Source organism: Shinella sp. (assembly GCF_035998705.1).
Classification (GTDB): Bacteria; Pseudomonadota; Alphaproteobacteria; order Rhizobiales; family Rhizobiaceae; genus Shinella.
The window spans coordinates 600,295-617,289 of record NZ_DASYHH010000027.1 but is presented as its reverse complement, the minus strand read 5'-3'; the positions used below and the strand labels follow the sequence as shown (position 1 = coordinate 617,289).

At 60.3% G+C, this 16,995-nt stretch carries 15 protein-coding genes; 10 read left to right on the top strand and 5 right to left on the bottom strand.

Going from position 1 to position 16,995, the window contains the following annotated elements; genetic code table 11:
• Window positions 1–9: 9 nt before the first annotated feature.
• Complete coding sequence (locus tag VGN93_RS26030) at window positions 10–1,485, bottom strand: S10 family peptidase (protein WP_414714181.1); 1,476 nt, start codon at window positions 1,483–1,485, stop codon at window positions 10–12.
• Window positions 1,486–1,724: 239 nt separating this feature from the next.
• Between VGN93_RS26030 and VGN93_RS26025 the strand changes: the two genes are divergently transcribed.
• The 4 genes from VGN93_RS26025 to VGN93_RS26010 all read left to right on the top strand — a co-directional run bounded on the left by VGN93_RS26025 (window position 1,725) and on the right by VGN93_RS26010 (window position 6,031).
• Window positions 1,725–2,645 carry a LysR family transcriptional regulator gene (locus VGN93_RS26025; protein WP_327509869.1) on the top strand — a complete coding sequence of 307 codons (921 nt, stop codon included), beginning with the start codon at window positions 1,725–1,727 and terminating at the stop codon, window positions 2,643–2,645.
• 117 nt (window positions 2,646–2,762) lie between these two features.
• Window positions 2,763–3,788: an L-glyceraldehyde 3-phosphate reductase gene (mgrA, locus tag VGN93_RS26020; protein ID WP_327509868.1), complete on the top strand. Its 1,026-nt coding sequence runs from the start codon at window positions 2,763–2,765 to the stop codon at window positions 3,786–3,788.
• Between the two features lie 72 nt (window positions 3,789–3,860).
• Window positions 3,861–4,922: an aldo/keto reductase gene (locus VGN93_RS26015; RefSeq protein WP_327509867.1), complete on the top strand. Its 1,062-nt coding sequence runs from the start codon at window positions 3,861–3,863 to the stop codon at window positions 4,920–4,922.
• 254 nt (window positions 4,923–5,176) lie between these two features.
• Window positions 5,177–6,031, top strand: a complete 855-nt coding sequence (locus VGN93_RS26010) for a class I SAM-dependent methyltransferase (protein WP_327509866.1) — start codon at window positions 5,177–5,179, stop codon at window positions 6,029–6,031.
• Between the two features lie 23 nt (window positions 6,032–6,054).
• On the opposite strand, the gene VGN93_RS26005 is transcribed toward VGN93_RS26010, so the two are convergent.
• Window positions 6,055–7,047: a glycosyltransferase family 2 protein gene (locus VGN93_RS26005; protein WP_327509865.1), complete on the bottom strand. Its 993-nt coding sequence runs from the start codon at window positions 7,045–7,047 to the stop codon at window positions 6,055–6,057.
• A 4-nt stretch (window positions 7,048–7,051) separates the two neighbouring features.
• Window positions 7,052–8,563 carry an oligosaccharide flippase family protein gene (locus VGN93_RS26000; RefSeq protein ID WP_327509864.1) on the bottom strand — a complete coding sequence of 504 codons (1,512 nt, stop codon included), beginning with the start codon at window positions 8,561–8,563 and terminating at the stop codon, window positions 7,052–7,054.
• Window positions 8,564–8,877: 314 nt separating this feature from the next.
• On the opposite strand from VGN93_RS26000, the gene VGN93_RS25995 reads away from it, so the two are divergent.
• The 5 genes from VGN93_RS25995 (at window position 8,878) to VGN93_RS25975 (ending at window position 14,457) form a co-directional block, all read left to right on the top strand.
• Window positions 8,878–10,110, top strand: a complete 1,233-nt coding sequence (locus tag VGN93_RS25995) for a polysaccharide pyruvyl transferase family protein (RefSeq protein WP_327509863.1) — start codon at window positions 8,878–8,880, stop codon at window positions 10,108–10,110.
• A 214-nt stretch (window positions 10,111–10,324) separates the two neighbouring features.
• Entirely contained in the window at window positions 10,325–11,620 is a 1,296-nt protein-coding gene (locus VGN93_RS25990) for a hypothetical protein (RefSeq protein ID WP_327509862.1), read from the top strand.
• Window positions 11,621–11,643: 23 nt separating this feature from the next.
• The gene (locus tag VGN93_RS25985) at window positions 11,644–11,997 is read left to right on the top strand and encodes a GtrA family protein (protein WP_327509861.1); all 354 of its coding nucleotides are present in this window, start codon (window positions 11,644–11,646) and stop codon (window positions 11,995–11,997) included.
• A gap of 8 nt (window positions 11,998–12,005) precedes the next feature.
• Window positions 12,006–12,971 (top strand): glycosyltransferase family 2 protein, encoded by a 966-nt coding sequence (locus VGN93_RS25980; RefSeq protein ID WP_327509860.1) that lies wholly within the window; start codon window positions 12,006–12,008, stop codon window positions 12,969–12,971.
• Window positions 12,972–13,002: 31 nt separating this feature from the next.
• Entirely contained in the window at window positions 13,003–14,457 is a 1,455-nt protein-coding gene (locus VGN93_RS25975; protein ID WP_327509859.1) for a DUF6056 family protein, read from the top strand.
• A gap of 35 nt (window positions 14,458–14,492) precedes the next feature.
• Here the strand turns inward: VGN93_RS25975 and VGN93_RS25970 are convergent, their stop codons facing one another.
• A complete protein-coding gene (locus tag VGN93_RS25970) occupies window positions 14,493–15,233 on the bottom strand; it encodes an SDR family NAD(P)-dependent oxidoreductase (protein ID WP_327509858.1) in 741 nt (246 codons plus the stop codon).
• Between the two features lie 137 nt (window positions 15,234–15,370).
• On the opposite strand from VGN93_RS25970, the gene VGN93_RS25965 reads away from it, so the two are divergent.
• Window positions 15,371–16,033: a TetR/AcrR family transcriptional regulator gene (locus tag VGN93_RS25965; RefSeq protein ID WP_327509857.1), complete on the top strand. Its 663-nt coding sequence runs from the start codon at window positions 15,371–15,373 to the stop codon at window positions 16,031–16,033.
• Here the strand turns inward: VGN93_RS25965 and VGN93_RS25960 are convergent.
• Window positions 16,030–16,974: an acetamidase/formamidase family protein gene (locus VGN93_RS25960; protein WP_327509856.1), complete on the bottom strand. Its 945-nt coding sequence runs from the start codon at window positions 16,972–16,974 to the stop codon at window positions 16,030–16,032. The genes VGN93_RS25965 and VGN93_RS25960 overlap by 4 nt on opposite strands.
• Between the last annotated feature and the right edge of the window lie 21 nt (window positions 16,975–16,995).

Sequence of the window (16,995 nt, the reverse complement as noted above, 5' to 3'; positions counted from 1 at the left end):
AGGTGTCGATCAGTCGGTCCCCGGCGCGTCGTAGAACCTCCGCGCGTCGATCATCATCTGCCGCCGGGAGGCGGGATCGACGTAGAACATATGGCCGCCACGATAGATCCTGAGTTCGGTGCGCCCTGCCGCGAGGCTCGGCGGCAGGTGGTCCAGCACGTAGCGGCTCGATCCGTAAGGGGTCAGCGCGTCGCTGTAGCCGTGATAAATCGCTAGCCGGAACCGCGGAATGGTCGAAAGCAGGTCGCGCAGATCGCCGGTGGCGCTGGCATTTGCCCGTCCGTCTCCACCTCTTCCGCCGTTCCACTCCCAGCGGCGGTTAACACCTGTGCTGAGCAGGGAATAGGTCATCTCGGTATGAAAGCCGAGCGTGTTGCGCGCGTAATCCGCAAAGGCGCCACCATAGGCGCGGGTGAAGCCGTCGAGGATCGGGTCGTCATTGCGGCTCGTGCTCGATTCCGGATAGGCGTCGGGCACCGAGTAGGCGGCGTCATAGGGGCTGACGACCCGGCCGTCTTCACCGGACAGCTTGGCGTAAAGGCCGTCCAGGAAACCCCGCGCCCGCGCCACATCCGCTTTGGCAATTCCGGTGAGGTCTGCAACACGCTGGTAGAAGACATCGGCCTGCGGGCCGGATGGGGCGGGGCCGGCAAGCGTGACGAGATAGTCCGTCATGGCGAAGCGTTCGGCTTCCCGAAGTTTGTCTAGATCGAAAGCGTTTCGCCGCTCCATCTCGGCGGCGGCAAGGGCCGGAAGCTGGAGGGCGGCGTTCAGCGGATCGTCGGCCGCGCCGAAGAGGAAGCGGCCTTCAACCAGCGGAGAGACCATCAGGACACCCGAGACGAGAATGCCCTGTGTCTCCTTCAGCGCCGAGGCCACCTTCGCCGTGCGAAATCCGCCATAGCTCTCGCCGAGCAAATAGATGGGGGCGGCGATGCGCCCGTTCTTCTGCGTGTAGAGCGCGATGACCTTGGCAAGACTTTCGGCATCCTGCCGCACGCCGTAGAACTGGCCTGCCGCATCGTCATTCGCTGCACGGCTCCAGCCCGTGCCCACGGGATCGACCAGGACAAGATCCGTGAAGGCAAGCCAGCTGTCCGGATTGTCCTTGAGTGACGGGCGCGTGCCGTCGTCGCGACTTTCACCGAATTCCAGTACTTTCGGGCCGACGAGGCCGAGATGAAGATAGGCCGACGCCGCACCCGGTCCGCCGTTGAAAACGAAGGTGATCGGGCGTGCCGGATCGGTTTTGCCGGCGACATAGGCGGTGTAGAAGACCTTCGCCGTCCGGTTGCCGTCCTGGCCGTAGAGGTCGAGCGTGCCGGCCGTCGCCGTGTAGGAAAGCGGACCGTCCTGTGTTCCCAGCGTGTGTTCCGTGACGGAATCGCCGGGAATGAGGCTGAAGATGCCCGCTTCCGAGGTTGGCTGCTGTCGGCTCCCGGCGTCCGGCGTCTGGGCAACGGCGGACCCTGTGAGGATCGCCAGGCACAGGCAGAACCCGACGATGAAGCGGCTATGGGACAAACGCTTTCTCCCTTTGACGCCGCGACGATACCCGCGGCGGTTATGGTTTGCGCAGACTATACGGTGCGTTGGCCTGTCTTTCCGCAAAAGACTGTTCACCTTCGCTTGATCGGATCCAGACCGTCCTCAACGGACCGCCAAGCAGTAACGAGCCCTCTTTGACGGGCTGCGCCGCTCCCTCTATGACGGGGAGCGATGGAGTGGCGGTGAACATGGTCTCCAACCGAAACGAGCTTTCCGATCTGGCCGTCTTCCTCCAGATCGTCCGGCACAGAAGCTTCCGCAAGGCGGCCGATCAGCTCGAAATCTCGGTTTCGGCTCTGAGCCACCGCATGAAGGCGCTTGAGGCGCGCCTCGGTGTCCGGCTGCTCAATCGTACGAGCAGAAGCGTTTCGCCGACCGCCGCCGGGTCGGCGCTGGCGGAGAAGGTCGCGGCCGGCCTCGATCTCATCCAAACGGGTCTCGAAGAGCTCCAGGGACAGTTTCGCGGCATCTCGGGCAGCGTTCGCATCAATGTGCTGCGCGATGCCGTCGATCTCCTGCTGGCGCCGGTCCTGCCGCTGTTTCGCGAACGGTTTCCGAATATCGAGCTGGAAGTCGCGTCCGACGACTATTTCGTCGATGTCACCGCGGAAGGCTTTGATGCCGGTCTCCGATATGCGGGGACCATCCCGGAAGACATGATCGCCGTTCCGGTGACGGAGCCGTTGAACTGGGTCGCCGTTGCCTCGCCGGCCTATCTGGAACGCTTCGGACGGCCCGCCAAACCCGACGATCTCCTGTCTCACAACTGTGTGCGCATTCGAACGGGGCGAGGGCAGATCTATCATTGGGAGTTCGACCGGGGCAACGAGCGGCGCCAGATCGATGTGCCGGGTTCCCTCATTTCCGGTTCCACCGACATTTCGCTCTCGGCCGCACTTTCGGGCATGGGCATTGCCTATTGCCTGGAAAGGCTGGCGGAGCCGGACCTGCGCGCGGGTCGTCTGGAACTCGTGCTGCCGGAATGGTCGTCCGTCGGTCCGCCGCTGGCCTTCTATTATTCGAGCCGCCGGCAGTTGCCTTACGGCCTGCAGGTGCTGATCCAGTGCATCCGGGAAGCGCAGCGAACGGATCGTTGAATTGAGATCAATGATCCGTTGAATTGGTGGCGATTGATTCAATGATCGCCGGTGCGTACTCCTTGTTGCGAGCAGCCGAAAGCTTTTCACGCCGGCCGTACTGCAATGGAGACGACCATGTATCTTGCCAATCCCGGCCGCTATGACGGCATCGACTATCGCCGCACCGGTCGTTCCGGCCTCAAGCTTCCGCCGATCTCGCTCGGTCTCTGGCAGAATTTCGGCGGCGCCGACGTCTTCGAGACCGGCCGCAGCGTCATCCGCCGGGCCTTCGACCGTGGCGTCACGCATTTCGACCTCGCCAACAATTACGGCCCGCCCTATGGCTCGGCAGAGGAGAATTTCGGCCTCATCCTGACCAAGGATTTCCAGCACCATCGCGACGAGCTCGTCATTTCGTCGAAGGCCGGATGGGACATGTGGGACGGTCCCTATGGCCGTGGCGGCTCGCGCAAGCATCTCATGGCATCGCTCGACCAGAGCCTTCAGCGAATGGGGATCGACTATGTCGATATCTTCTACTCCCACCGCCCCACGCTGGACGTGCCGCTGGAGGAAACCATGGCGGCACTGGTACAAATGGTGCGCCAGGGCAAGGCGCTCTATGTCGGCCTCTCGTCCTACGGTCCTGAACGCACACACGAGGCAGCGGCCATCCTGCGCGCCGAAGGCGTTCCGCTTCTCATCCACCAGCCATCCTATTCCATGCTCAATCGCTGGATCGAGGACGGGCTTCTCGATACGCTCGGCGAACTCGGTGTCGGCTGCATCGCCTTTTCGCCGCTGGCGCAGGGCCTGCTGACCTCCAAATATCTCGGCGGCGTCCCGCAGGATGCCCGCGCGGCGCGGGGAGGGTCCTTCAACGAGAAGCTGCTCAGTGACGACAATCTTTCGCGCGTGCGGGCGCTCGACGAGATCGCCAAGCGGCGCGGCCAGTCGCTGGCGCAGATGGCGATCGCCTGGGTTCTGCGCGATGCCCGTGTGACATCCGCCTTGATCGGCGCGCGCAACATCGCGCAGCTTGACGATTCGCTCGATGCGCTCGACAACCTCGCCTTCTCCGACGACGAGTTGAAGGAAATCGATACCCACGCCACGGAAGGCGGCATCGATCTCTGGCGCGGTGTCGCAAGCGAGGCCTGATAGGATTTCGCCGCCAGGACATTTGCGATTGAACTGCTCTGACGACCCCTGACTTACGCAAGGAGAGCGATAATGGAATACCGTTTGCTGGGCCGCTCCGGCCTTAAGGTTTCGACGATCACCATGGGCACGATGACCTTCGGTGGCGTCGGCTGGGCAAAGACCGTGGGAGATCTCGGCGTCAACGACGCGCGCCGTCTGGTCGACATATGCCTCGATGCCGGGGTCAACCTGATCGATACGGCGGATGCCTATTCGCAGGGTGTCTGCGAGGAAATCCTCGGCGAGATCATCGGTGGGCCGCGCAAGAACGGCGTGCTGATCGCCACCAAGGCACGCTTTCCGATGGGTGATGGTCCGAACCAGAGCGGCCTGTCGCGCCAGCATCTGATCGCGGCTTGCGAGGCCAGCCTGAAGCGCATGAAGACCGATGTCATCGACCTCTACCAGGTGCATGAATGGGACGGTCAGACACCGCTCGAAGAAACCATGGAGGCGCTCGATACGCTCGTGCGCCAGGGCAAGGTGCGTTATATCGGCTGCTCGAATTTCTCCGGCTGGCACATCATGAAGGCGCTGGGCGTTTCCGAGCGCGAACGCTTCCAGCGCTTCGTCAGCCAGCAGATCCACTACACGCTGGAAACCCGGGACGCGGAGAACGAACTGGTTCCGATCAGCATCGACCAGGGTCTGGGCATCCTCGTCTGGAGCCCGATCGCCGGCGGCCTGCTGTCCGGTAAACATCGCCGCGATCATGCAGCACCCGAAGGCACGCGCCAGTTCGCCGGCTGGACCGAACCGCCGATCCGCGACGAAAACCGGCTATGGGATATCGTGGAGACGCTGGTGGAGATCGCGGACGGTCGCGGCGTGTCCGCGGCGCAGGTGGCGCTCGCCTGGCTGATCGGCCGCAAGGGCGTGACCTCGGTCATCATCGGCGGCCGCACGGAAGCGCAGTTCCAGGACAATCTCGCGTCCGCCGAACTGAAGCTGACCGACGAAGAGCGCGCGAGGCTCGACAAGATCAGCCAGCCCTGGCTTCAATACCCCTACTGGCACCAGAGGAATACGGCAAACGATCGCCTGAGCGACGCCGATCTCGCCCTCATCGCACCCTATCTGAAGGACGCCTGAGGCGAGCGGGTCGTCCGCAATCATCCCATATCCTCGTTCACGGCGCGTTTGCGCCGTGAATGCGTTGGGCCATTCCCGAACGCTGTGCCGAGGCGCGCGTTTGCCCGATACGACACCACCTTTCGGCTTAGAGAGGACGGTGGCTCTCCATTTTGTCCATCTTTACCGGCATTTGCAGGGGATTAGGCTGGTCTTCTGCCTGAAGGCAGGCGCGCGAATGCCCACCAATGGGTTTGGCTGCGAAAGGACGCGAGATGAGAAAGATATTCCGGGCGCTTCGACGGGCGGGTTATCAACTGCTTGAGCGCCTCCCCAGATCGCCGTCAGACCTGAGCCTTGCCCACGACGCTCAAAAATACTGGGAGGATCCGGCGCAAACGGCGTTTCAATCGAATTCTCACTGGAAGGGTAGCGGAGGGCTGCGCGAAGAGGTCTGGTCGGAACTTGGCAGGCCCCATGTCCAGCTTCTCCAGGAGTATATGAAAATTCGCGGCCAGTCGGCTCCGTTGGAGCGGATCATCGAGTGGGGGTGCGGGGGCGGCGCGAATGCGGTGCATTTCGCTCCGCTTGCCAAGTCGTTCGTCGGCGTCGATGTGTCGAGTGCGTCTCTCGACGAGTGCGAAAACGTGTTGCGAAGCGTCGGGCAGGACAATTTTTCGCGACTGCTGGTCGATGTTTCGGAGCCGGAAAAATCTGCCGAAGATCTAATTGCAACGGCCGACGTCTTTCTATGCACCTATGTTTTCGAACTGCTTCCCTCACAGGAATACGGCCAACGCATTCTGGACCTGGCCTACAAGCTTTTGCGGCCAGGCGGGTTTGCGATCATCCAGATAAAATACCAAACGCATGAACGCCGCACGCAATCGCGAAAGTGGGGATATCGCAGAAACCTGGCGAACATGACGACCTATCCGATCGACGATTTCTGGCGCAGGGCGGAAACGGCCGCGTTTACGCCGAGATACGTTTCCCTTCGGCCCAAGGACAATCTCGTCGATGATGAACGCTATGCGTACTTCATCCTCGAGAAGTCTGGGCTGGCCATAAGCGAACTGGCGGATGCACACAATGTGGATGGCGGCACATCGTGGCGCCGTTACGCATAGCGGCTCAGTCTGAAGTGGATCGATCAAGGCTCGGCTTGTTGGGTATGAAAGCGTGTCTTGCCGGATAGCGCGAGGGCCATCCGCTGCCATAGGCCCGCCTTGCGCCAGGCGTAGCCGAGCGGCGGAAAGACGGCGCTCGCCGGTCGAAGTTTTACCGCATATCTGGCAAGGTCCCGCACGCCCGGTTCTCCCCGCAGGACATGCGAGACCGCGCACCAGTAGGCCCTGTCGCTGAGGCTCCGCCGGGCGAGCGCGAGAAGCTCACGTGCTTGCGGCAGGCTGCGACCGAAATCCGAGAAGAAGGCTTCGAACGCAGCCTCGGACGCGACGTTCCAATGGTGAACGTTCGACACCACGGCGGACTGGTTCGAGCCATGGATGCGCACGATGCTTTGGATATGCTTGATCTCGACAACGGCGCCGATGGCCGCGAAGCGCAGCCACATTTCCATGTCGTCCGTATGCGGCAGGTCCCGTCGAAAATGCCCGGCGCGCTTCTGGGCGCTCGTTCGCACCACCGCCATCGGGCCGCCAATGAGATTGCGGCCTCTCTCGCAGGATGTTCGAAGGAAGCGCTCGCCGCTCCACAGCCGTTCGTCGGCCGGCAGCGTCGCCCGGTCGCTGCGCGGCGGCATCGAGCCATCCTCGAGGAAAAGCGTCTCGCCAAATGCCAGATGTGCCTCGGGGTGCCGATCCAGTGCCGCTACCGCCCGGTCCAGCGCGCCATCCGGCAGGTAATCGTCGGAGCACAGGATGACGAAGTAGTCCGACTGCGCCCAATCGACGGCGGTGTTGAAAGAAGCGTGCTGGCCGAGGTTTTCCGGACGCAGGCACAGTTCAATCCTCGGGTCTTTAGCCGCAAGGCCGCGCGCTATTGCGGCACTCTCATCCGTGGAAGCATTGTCGATGATGAGGATGCGGATGTCGTCGATGTCCTGCCGATAGACGCTTTTGATGCAATCATGCAGGAAACGGCCGTAGTTGTAGTTCGGTATCGCTATGTCCAAGCGCGCCACGGCTCTACCCTCCTATCCTGGTGCGCTCGCCAACCTCCGACGGCGCACTTCGCAAAGACGACGGCGACCACCCGCGCAGCCATCGACTGCCATCGCCCATCGTCGCCAGGATCTCGTTGCGAAAGGGATGGGCCGTCAGCAGGATGCCAGCGAACCAGCCGACAGCGCCCAGGAAACTGATGTAGATCGCCTCGGCGCCTGAAAAATTCAGCCGGAAGCCAAGACATGCGATGAGTGTGGCAGGCCCCGATATGGTCGCGAGCGAAACCACGAAACTCGGCCACAGAACCGCGAACAGTTCCGACCAGGCGAAGTAGGCGTGGCGGCGCACATAGATCAGCGCGAGCATCATCTGCATCGGCAGAGCGAAGAACTGGCTGTAGGCGATCGCCATGAGCCCGAAGAAGCCGGCACCGCAGATGATGATCGCGGACAGGGAGCGCGACACGATGTTGAAGGTGAAGGCCGAACGATTGGCGCCGAGCCCGATCAGCACGGGATAGGTCAAGACGACGGGAAACCAGAACACGGCCGACAGGGCCAAAAGGCGGGCGACCGGGATGACCTCGTCCCAGCCGGCGCCGAGAAGGAGTTCGGAGATGGGCGTGATCAGGATGACCAGCATGAGCAGCGCGGGCCAGTAGACGACGGTAATGAAGCTGATCGCGCGCAAATACGACTGTCGAATGTCGACCTTCTGGCGAACCGCGGCTGCCAGCGCCGGAAATGCCACCGTAAAGACCGCCGACAGGACCAGGCGATCCGCCAGGCCGGAAATGGTGACCGCCCTGCTGTATTTGCCGACCGCGGCGGAAGGCATGATGCTGCCGAGAAGGATCTGCGGAAGGGCATCGTAGAACCGGTCGACGACGTTCGTGGCGCCTTTGTAGCGCCCGAATTCGGTCACGGCGGCAAGTGACTTCAGCGACGGCTTGAAACTCCACCAGTCCTTTCTGGTGATGAGTGTCAGCCCTGTGATCGTGACGCTGCCGGCGATCGCACCAAGCGCAAAGCTGACGACGCCCCAGTCCAGCACGGCAAACAGGATCGTGACTGCGGCATTGACCGCTGCCGCGACGGTCTTGATGACCGTGACCTTGCCAAACAACATCTCCCGGCGCAAAAGCGCCATGCCCGGAAACGAGACGCCCTCGATAGCGACCGCCAGGATCATCAGCAGGAAGAACGACTTCAGCACGTCGCTCTTGTAGAAATTGGCGAGCCAGGGAAGGGCCATGATCAAGGCGAGGGACAGCAGGACCGTCAGGATGACCATCATGGTCATGGCGGTCTGCACATCATTGCGTTCAACGGTGTCGAGCTGAATCAGGAAATCGGATGTGGCGAACTCGCGCAACGAGAAGATCATCGTTACAGCGCTGGCGCCAATCACCGAAAGACCAATCTCGGCTGGCGTCATCAGGTGAGAAACGACGGCGATGGTCACGAAGCTGACCACCAGCGCGAGATACTGCCCAAGCGTCGCCATCAGAAATGCGCTGCGAACCCGTATCATTCTTGCAATGCCCTCAATGGCTGCGAGCATGTCAGAGTATATGAACTGGCCCCAACGGGAACGCGGCCATAGGGAGTAGGGGAAACAGTCGGCGGTTAGCCGCCTCTTGCGAAATACCCTTGCAGAGATTCTGCCTGAACACATTTGAAATCAACAAGTTATGGCGCAGCCCGCGGTGCCTTTTCGCGCGCTCGACCATTCGCCGAAAGGACAGGTGGTCATTTCAGCAAAGCCTTATTATACGAAGTGTTGCGCGCCAGGAACGTGCTTGCCGACCGCAAATGGCGAGTTTGACGTTCCGCTTGGAGGTCGGCATGAAAATCGGGCTTTTTGGGCTCTTCGGATGCGGCAACAGCGGTAACGATGCATCCCTGGATTCGATGTTGATTTTCCTGCGCCGTTTTTGCCCCGTCGATTCCATAACCTGCATTTGCCCGAATCCCGGCGCTGTGGCGCGCGATCACGGTGTTCCGTCCGTTGAAAGCAGCCCCGCCGGCTTTGCAACGTCAATATCCCGCTGGATGGACGGCCTCCTTTGGCACTTGCCGCGCCGGGTCATGGGCGTGTGGTACGCGTTTCGATCTGCCCGCACAGTAGATATCCTGATCGTGCCGGGGACGGGTTTTCTGGACGACTTTCAGGACAACCCTTTCGGCTGGCCGTTCATGGCGTTCAAGTGGTGCCTGGCCGCCTGGATCTGGCGGCGGAAGATTTTCCTGGTCAGTATCGGGGCGGGTCCCATCCGGCATCCGCTCAGCCGGTTCTTCCTGGTCAGCGTGGCGCGCATGGCGAGCTACCGATCCTATCGCGACAAGAACTCGTGGCAATTCATGCAAAGCCTCGGCCTCGATGTGAGCGACGACCGTGTATACCCGGACATCGTCTTCAGCTTGCCATCGGGCCTGGAGCGTTATCCTGCCAACGACCCCCGTGTCGTCGGCGTTGGCGTCATGTCCTATTTCGGCTGGCTCAAGGCAAACGCGAACGGCGAGGGTATCTACCAGACATACCTGGAAAAACTGGAGGCGTTCATCGTCTGGCTGCTCAACCAGGGCTACTATATCAGGCTTCTGACGGGGGATGTCGGCGACTGGCCGGCCGTCGAAGATCTGCGCAAGCGGATCGCCTCATCCGACGCAATAGTGCATTCCGGGCTCGAACGCGTCACGGCGGTGCGAACCAGCGATCTGCGTGGCCTGATGGATGAGATCAACGAGACGAGCGCCGTCGTCGTGACGCGCTATCACAATCTGGTCAGTGCCCTGAAGCTCGGCCGCCCCGCAATCTCGATCGAATATTCACAAAAGAACCGGGCCCTGATGGATGAAATGGGCCTGGGAGATTTTTGCCAGCATATCGAGGATCTGGACCTCGACCTTTTGAAGCAGCAATTCCAGCGGATGTTCGGTGATCGAGCAGCAATTCGCAGCCACATACTCGGCGTAAACGCCGATTTCCGCAAGAGGTTGACAGTGCAGGAGGACATCCTCGCCGACAGCCTTGGAGGGCTTAAGCCCGTTTACATTCCCACCGCGACGGTTGGTTGATAGCCATATTCCAGCCGGCGACAGAGCGGATCGCTGTGGCAGTATGCTCATCCAAAAGCGGTAGAGACCTTCCATCAAAAGGTGATTGCGCTTGCGTCATTTGCCGAGACTACGCGCAGGGCTTTGCCCCCGAGAACTGTCTACGCCTGATGAGTAAGTTGCTTAAGTCCGTGGTCATGGCCAGCATGCGGGTCCTAGGGGTCGAGGGGCTGACATGGCATGGCTTGCGGTCGTTCTGTTGTTCATCACGTCCATCGCCATGCTCGTCTCGGGCCTGTGGAGACGCGGAGGGTTCTTCGGTTTTCCCTTTCTCGCCGCAGCGATGTTCCTGACATTCGTCCTGCCGCAGATACCCGGCCTGATCGACGACCGTTTCCTGCCGCAGAATTCCGCATTGGCGCGTGCTGTCTTTTTCTCCTGGCTTTGCCTCGTCATGTGCTCTGTCGGGTGGTGGCTTGGCAAACACTCGAAACTGGGTCCGGATCTGGTCTTCAGCGAAAAGCGGCTGCTGTATTACGCTGCTGGTTTATCACTGGTGGGAGCCTACTTCTTTTATCGGTTCGGCCAGCTTGCCGATGAGGAGCGCCTTCGTGGCTTTCTGACAGGGACGGCGGTGGCCTATCTGTTCTTCGCCAAATTGCTGACCTACGGTCTTGCGATTGCGCTGTTGTGTTTCGCACGTCGCCGCTCCACCCTTGCACTCTGCATCGTCCTTTTCGGTCTTGCCTTTTACTTCGATCGCATCGTGATCGCGGGCCGCCGTTCGGAAGCCGCTGAACTGGGGCTGATGGTCGCCCTTGCCTTCTGGTTTCACAGGGGGTGGGCGGTGCCGCGGTCCCTCGTATCCCTCAGCCTGGTGTTCGCCATGGCCGGCCTGGTCAGCGTTGGAGAGTATCGAGCCGCGACCTATTACAACGGCGCGCCCGATTGGCGCGCGGTTCTTGAAATAAATCCCGTCGAGAATTGGCAAAAGCTTTTGAAGCAGGGAGGGCCGGAATTTCGAAACCTGGTGTTTTCCATGGCGTCGATCTCGGAAAACCAGGCGTATGATTTTGGCATATCGCATTGGAACTCGGTCGTGTTCGTGTATGTCCCCGCGCAACTCGTCGGGTCGAAGATCAAAGAGAGCCTCTACATCGATACACCCTCGGTCTATTCGAGGGATTACGATCCCGCGCCGGGCACGACGCCGACCGGAATGATGGATTCCTTCGCGTCGTTCTCTTATTTCGGCTGCCTGAAATTCGCACTCATGGCAGGTATTCTAAGCTGGATCTATTTCTGCGCCATGCAGGGCAACACCTCCATGCGACTCCTCTACATGCTCTCCGCGACGCCGGCGATGCTTGCCATTACGCATTTTACAAATGAGATCGTCATTGCCTGGGTACACATGGCGGTGTTCCTCATTCCCGGCCTTCTATACGCCGGCATGCGACCGGCACGCAGGCACCGAGACAACTTGAACGACGGCGGCTTACCGCGGGGCGCCCCGCAAAGTGTGGCGTAACGGATGACAAAGGCTGGTCGAAAATGCTGACGCCGTTTTTGAAATATGCATCCGTCGGCGTGCTGAATACGGCCATTCACTGGACGACGTTCTCCATATTCTATGCGGGAGTTGGAATGCCGCAGAGTTGGTCGAATGTTTCGGCATTCGCCCTGGCAGTCACCTTCAGTTTTTTCGCCAACGCTCGACTAACGTTCCAAACCGACTCTTCACCCAAAAGATTTGCTTTGTATTTCGGCTCTCTCGGTTTGATCGCCTATTCGATCGGTGGCCTTACAGACTATCTGGCGCTGCCGGCCGTCGTGGCACTCGTGACGTTCTCCGCAATAAGCTTGGTCACAGGTTATGCCTGTTCTCGTTTTCTCGTGTTCAGATGAGGTGACGCGTGTCTATTTCCCTTATTGTACCCATTTACAATGAAGAGGCGACAATCCCGATCTTCTACGCGGCTGTAAGGTCGGAAGACACGTTGAAGAATGAATCGATCGAGATTGTTTTCGTCAATGACGGCAGCAAGGACCATTCCGCAGAAATCGTCCAGCAGATCATGAGCACCGATCCGCTGGTCCAGCTTGTCGACTTCACTCGAAACTTCGGAAAAGAGCCGGCGCTATTCGCGGGCCTGGCCTATGCAAAAGGCGATGCGGTGATCCCCATCGATGTGGATCTGCAAGATCCTATCGAGCTCATCCCGAAAATGCTGGAAAAGTGGAGATGCGGTGCGGAAGTCGTGCTCGCCAAGCGCCAGGACAGATCCAGCGACAATTTTTTGAAGCGAAGGACAGCACAAGCGTTCTACGCCGTGCACAACTTCATCAGCGACACCAGGATCGAGGAGAATGTCGGTGATTTCCGATTGATATCCCGCCCGATCGTCGACGAAATTTTGCTCCTGCCGGAGCGAAACCTCTTCATGAAGGGCCTTCTCTCCTGGGTCGGTGGGCGCACTGAAGTCGTCGAATACAGACGCGCGCAGCGCGTTGCCGGAACGACAAAGTTCAACGGCTGGAAGCTGTGGAACCTGGCGCTCGAAGGCATCACGAGTTTTTCGACCATGCCTTTGAGAATATGGACCTATATCGGCCTGTTCATTTCAACGATCGCCTTCATCTATGGTGCGTGGATTGTTCTGGACAAGCTCTTTTTCGGTAACAGCGTTCCAGGGTATCCCTCGATTTTCGCCGCGATCATGTTTTTTGGCGGCGTTCAAATCCTCGGTATCGGAATTATCGGCGAGTATATCGGAAGAATTTACCGAGAGACAAAGATGAGGCCGCGATACATCGTGCGGAGGTCGGCTGCCAACCAAAGCGGACCGGTTTTCCCGGCAGGATTTCGTCAAAAAATCTGACCGCGAAACCGTTGGCGGCAAGAGGCGTAAAATGCGCGATTTTTCAACGAAGAAAGCGGACGTTTTTTACCTGCTTTCATTGGCCGCGATCGTAATTTCCTGCGTTTTGGTGATGATACTTTCGCTCACCTATACTTTCCTCGCGGAGGCTTCCGCGGATGACTATTGCAGTGCGAGTTTGCCGCAAACGGCGGGCTTCTGGCATTCCTATGCGGCGCTGCAATATTCTCAATGGACGGGCCGCTGGCTCGCCATGTCGATCTATCCTTATTTTTTCCCACGCCTCGGGATCGATACGATAAACTACAGCATATTTTTGCTGCTCGCGCCGCTGATGTCCGTTGCCTCGTTTTACATCATGGCCCGCGTTATCCTGTCACCGCTTATCAATAGAACCACGTCGTTCTTCATCTCGCTCGCGATCACGGCGATATTCTGGGCCTATATGCCGTCAATCGGTGAGCTATGGTATTGGGCGACGGGCATTGTCGAATACCAGCTCCCGTTCTTTCTCCTGGTCATAGCGTCGGCATCGCTTCTCGCCGTGACGAGAGGTCTTTATTCGAAAAACGTGGACCTGCTTCTCGCGGGCTTGGCGATGGTGAGCGCGGTCGCCTTGAGCGGCTTGAACGAGCTTCTCGGGCTTTATTTCGTTGCGTTCTGCGCGTTGCAACTGATGCTGGCGATCATCCGGAGCGACAGGCGCGCCACGGTTCTATTCGCTATCGTGTTTTCAGTGGCTGTCGTCGCCTGGTATATTTGCGTGTCCGCGCCAGGAAACGCCGTGCGTTCGGCCGGCGAGTTTCCAAATTCCATGCGTCTGGTGCCGGCAGTTCTGGCGTTTCTCTACGATCCGGAGCACTCATTCATTGCCTGGATGATAAATCCGGCGCTCATTTTTCTGACGATCGCACTCCTGGCTCATATGGGCAGAGAAGGCACTCAAGCAAGCTGGCCGCCCGGCGGGCCGAGCGGGGAACACAAGATGCTGCATCTTCCCGTTCTGCTTTGCATTGCCTTGCTCGCGTGGTTCTGCGGAAGGTTTGTCGTTTCCTTCGCGCAGGGGACTATCCTGCCGGGCCGTGTGTCAAATGTGCTCTTTGCGGTGTTTATCGCGTCAATCCTGCTTCTGCTTCCGCCCGCTCTCAGATGGCTGAGCAGCAGATCGATGGGGCCTGCCAATTGGCCCAGACAAACGGCTTCGATCGCGTTGCTCCTGTTGTCGGTGAGCCTGATCGCTGCACCGAACACATCGGCCGCGATCAACGATCTTCGGTTCAATTTTGCCGAATATCGCCCGGTCATCGAGGCGCGCAAAACAGAAATTGGAAATGCGCCTGATGACGCAGATCTCACCTTCAAGAGGTTGTCCCGTCCTCCACGCCTGTTTTTCAAGCCCGAGTTGACCACCGACCCGGACTATTGGGAGAACAGATGCTACGCAAAATATTATGGGGTTAAGTCGGTCAGGGTTGTCGGCGAGTAGAATATCCCGCCGCTCTTAACGGCGGGATTGCCCAATCAGGTCGTCATGCCGCCATCCACCGTGAGGATGGTTCCCGTGATGTGCCGGGCGGCGGGGCTGGCTAGGAAGGCTACGGCGGCTGCCACGTCTTCCGGCGCGCCATATCGGCCAAGCGGTATCAGGGCGCGTTGAAAGTCGGCAAATTCACCGTTGGAGGGGTTCATATCCGTGTTCGTCGATCCCGGCTGCACCAGGTTGACGGTGATATCCCGAGGTCCGAGTTCGCGCGCAAGGCCCCGGTTGAACGAGTGGAGCGCGGATTTCGTCATGAAATACACCGTCCCGGTGTCGCCGACGATGCGTTCGGCGCCGGCCGAGCCGATCGTGAGGATACGGCCGCCCGCTTTAAGATACGGAATGGCGGCCTGTGAGGCGAGGATGGGCGACCGCACATTGACGCCCAGCAGCGCATCGATCTGCTCAGCACTGATATTGGCGATCGTATCGTAGAGCGCGATGGCGGCATTGTTGACGAGGATGTCGAGGCCACCCAGTGCGTCGGCCGCCTCCTCTACGGAACGCTTCACCGCGACGGGATCGGCACTGTCCGCCTGTATGGCCAGCCCCTTGCGCCCCTTCTTTTCGATTTCGCGCACGACCTCTGCGGCGCGATCGGCTGCACGCTCATAGGTGATCGCCACATCCGCCCCTTTTTCAGCCAGCGCCAATGCGATCGCGGCGCCGATGCCACGCGACCCGCCTGTGACGAGCGCGCGCTTTCCCGACAATTCATTCATGGATTGAACCTTTCTGTAATGATCGACATAGAATTAGCTGGGGATGCGGGCGCAGCGCGTCAAGGGATTTATGTATCGATCGGCACAATAAATGCGAAGCGTTGTCGAAATGGCTTGGGAGGTTTATATAATGATCGATGCAGAAATCGGACCAAGCCCCTGAAGTCCTTGAATCCTCGCCGACCCGCCGGCGGGGGCGCCCACGCGCGTTCGATCGAAAGGCTGCGCTGGCGCAGGCGACCCGGCTCTTCTGGCTCAAGGGCTTCGAGGCCACGTCGATGACGGACCTGACCGAGGCAATGGGCATCGGATCGCCCAGCCTCTATGCCGCCTTCGGTTCGAAGGAAGCGCTCTATGTAGAAGCGGTGGGTTTTTATCGTGAGAGCTACGAGGCCTTCGTCTGGGGTGAATTCCAGCGCGCTGAAACGGCGCGCGAAGCCATTTCGGCGTTCCTGCTGGATTCGGCCGCGGTCCTGACCGGCGGTGTTGAAGACATTCCAACCGGCTGCATGGTGGCCCTGTCGTCTGTCGGCAGCCAGGGCCACCTGGAACTGGGTGAGTTGATCCGCTCCGCCCGTGCGGTCACGTTCGAGCGTATCGAGGCGCGGCTGGAACAAGCGGTGGCAGATGGTGAAGTTCCCATCGCTGCCGACGTTCCGGCGCTGGCGCGTTTCATCCAGACCGTCCAGTTCGGCATGTCCATTCTGGCGCGCGACGGGGCCGGGCGCGCGGAACTGGAAGCGGTTGCGCATGTGGCGATAACGGGCTTCGACGCCAGGGTGGCGGCCGCTTCTTTCTAGTCGAAGACGATCCTCGGAAAATAGAAGCTGACCACCCAGTTGGGAAGGTCGACGATCTCGCTGATCCGGAGATCGGCGCAGACCGAGCAGAGCATGTAGGCGTCGTTCGGATCGAGGCCGTGTTCGGCGGAGAGGAGATCGACCATGCGCATGACGGCCTCGCGCGCAGCGGTCATCAGGTCGGGGCCGATGCCGGTGGTCACCTCGTAGCCGGCGCCGTCGAGATGGCGGGTGACCGGGCCGGGCGTGGTGAAGCGCGGCGCGGGCAGGCGGGGATCCTTGACGAGCTCGACCGTCGCTTCGACATCCATGCGGCTCTCGATCGCCGTGCCGCAGACCTCGCCATCGCCTTGGGCCGCATGCGTATCGCCGATGGAAAGCAGCCCGCCCTCCACCTCGACCGGCAAATAGAGCGTCACGCCGGCGGAGAGATCGCGGATATCGAGGTTGCCGCCCACGCGGCGCGGCGGCACCACGGAATGCAGGCCCGGTTCGGCCAGCGCGACGCCGATGGTGCCGGCGAAGGGTTTCAGCGGCACGCGCCCCTTCGGCCCGAAGGCGGCAGGTGCCAGCGTGCCGGAATCGTAGGACCAGACATGCAGCGCGGGCTCCTTGAACTGATCGGCGAGCAGACCGAAACCGGGGATGATGGCGGTCCAGCCTCCGCCCGAGGGATGGAAGGCGCGCAGCGTGATCTTCAGGGCGTCCCCCGGTGCGGCCCCTTCCACGTAGACGGGCCCGGTGACCGGATTGATGCGGGCGAAATCGAGCGCCGTCAGGGTTTCGAGCGTTGCATCGCGGCCGATCTGGCCACCGGAAGAATCGAGGCATTCGAACAGGATCGTTTCGCCGGATTTCGCAACGATTGCCGGTTCAAAGTCCCGGTTCCAGCCGAAATGATGCCGGGCGCGGTGGATGGTGTGGGTGCAGGTGACGCACATCGGATATCCTTTCTGGCTTTC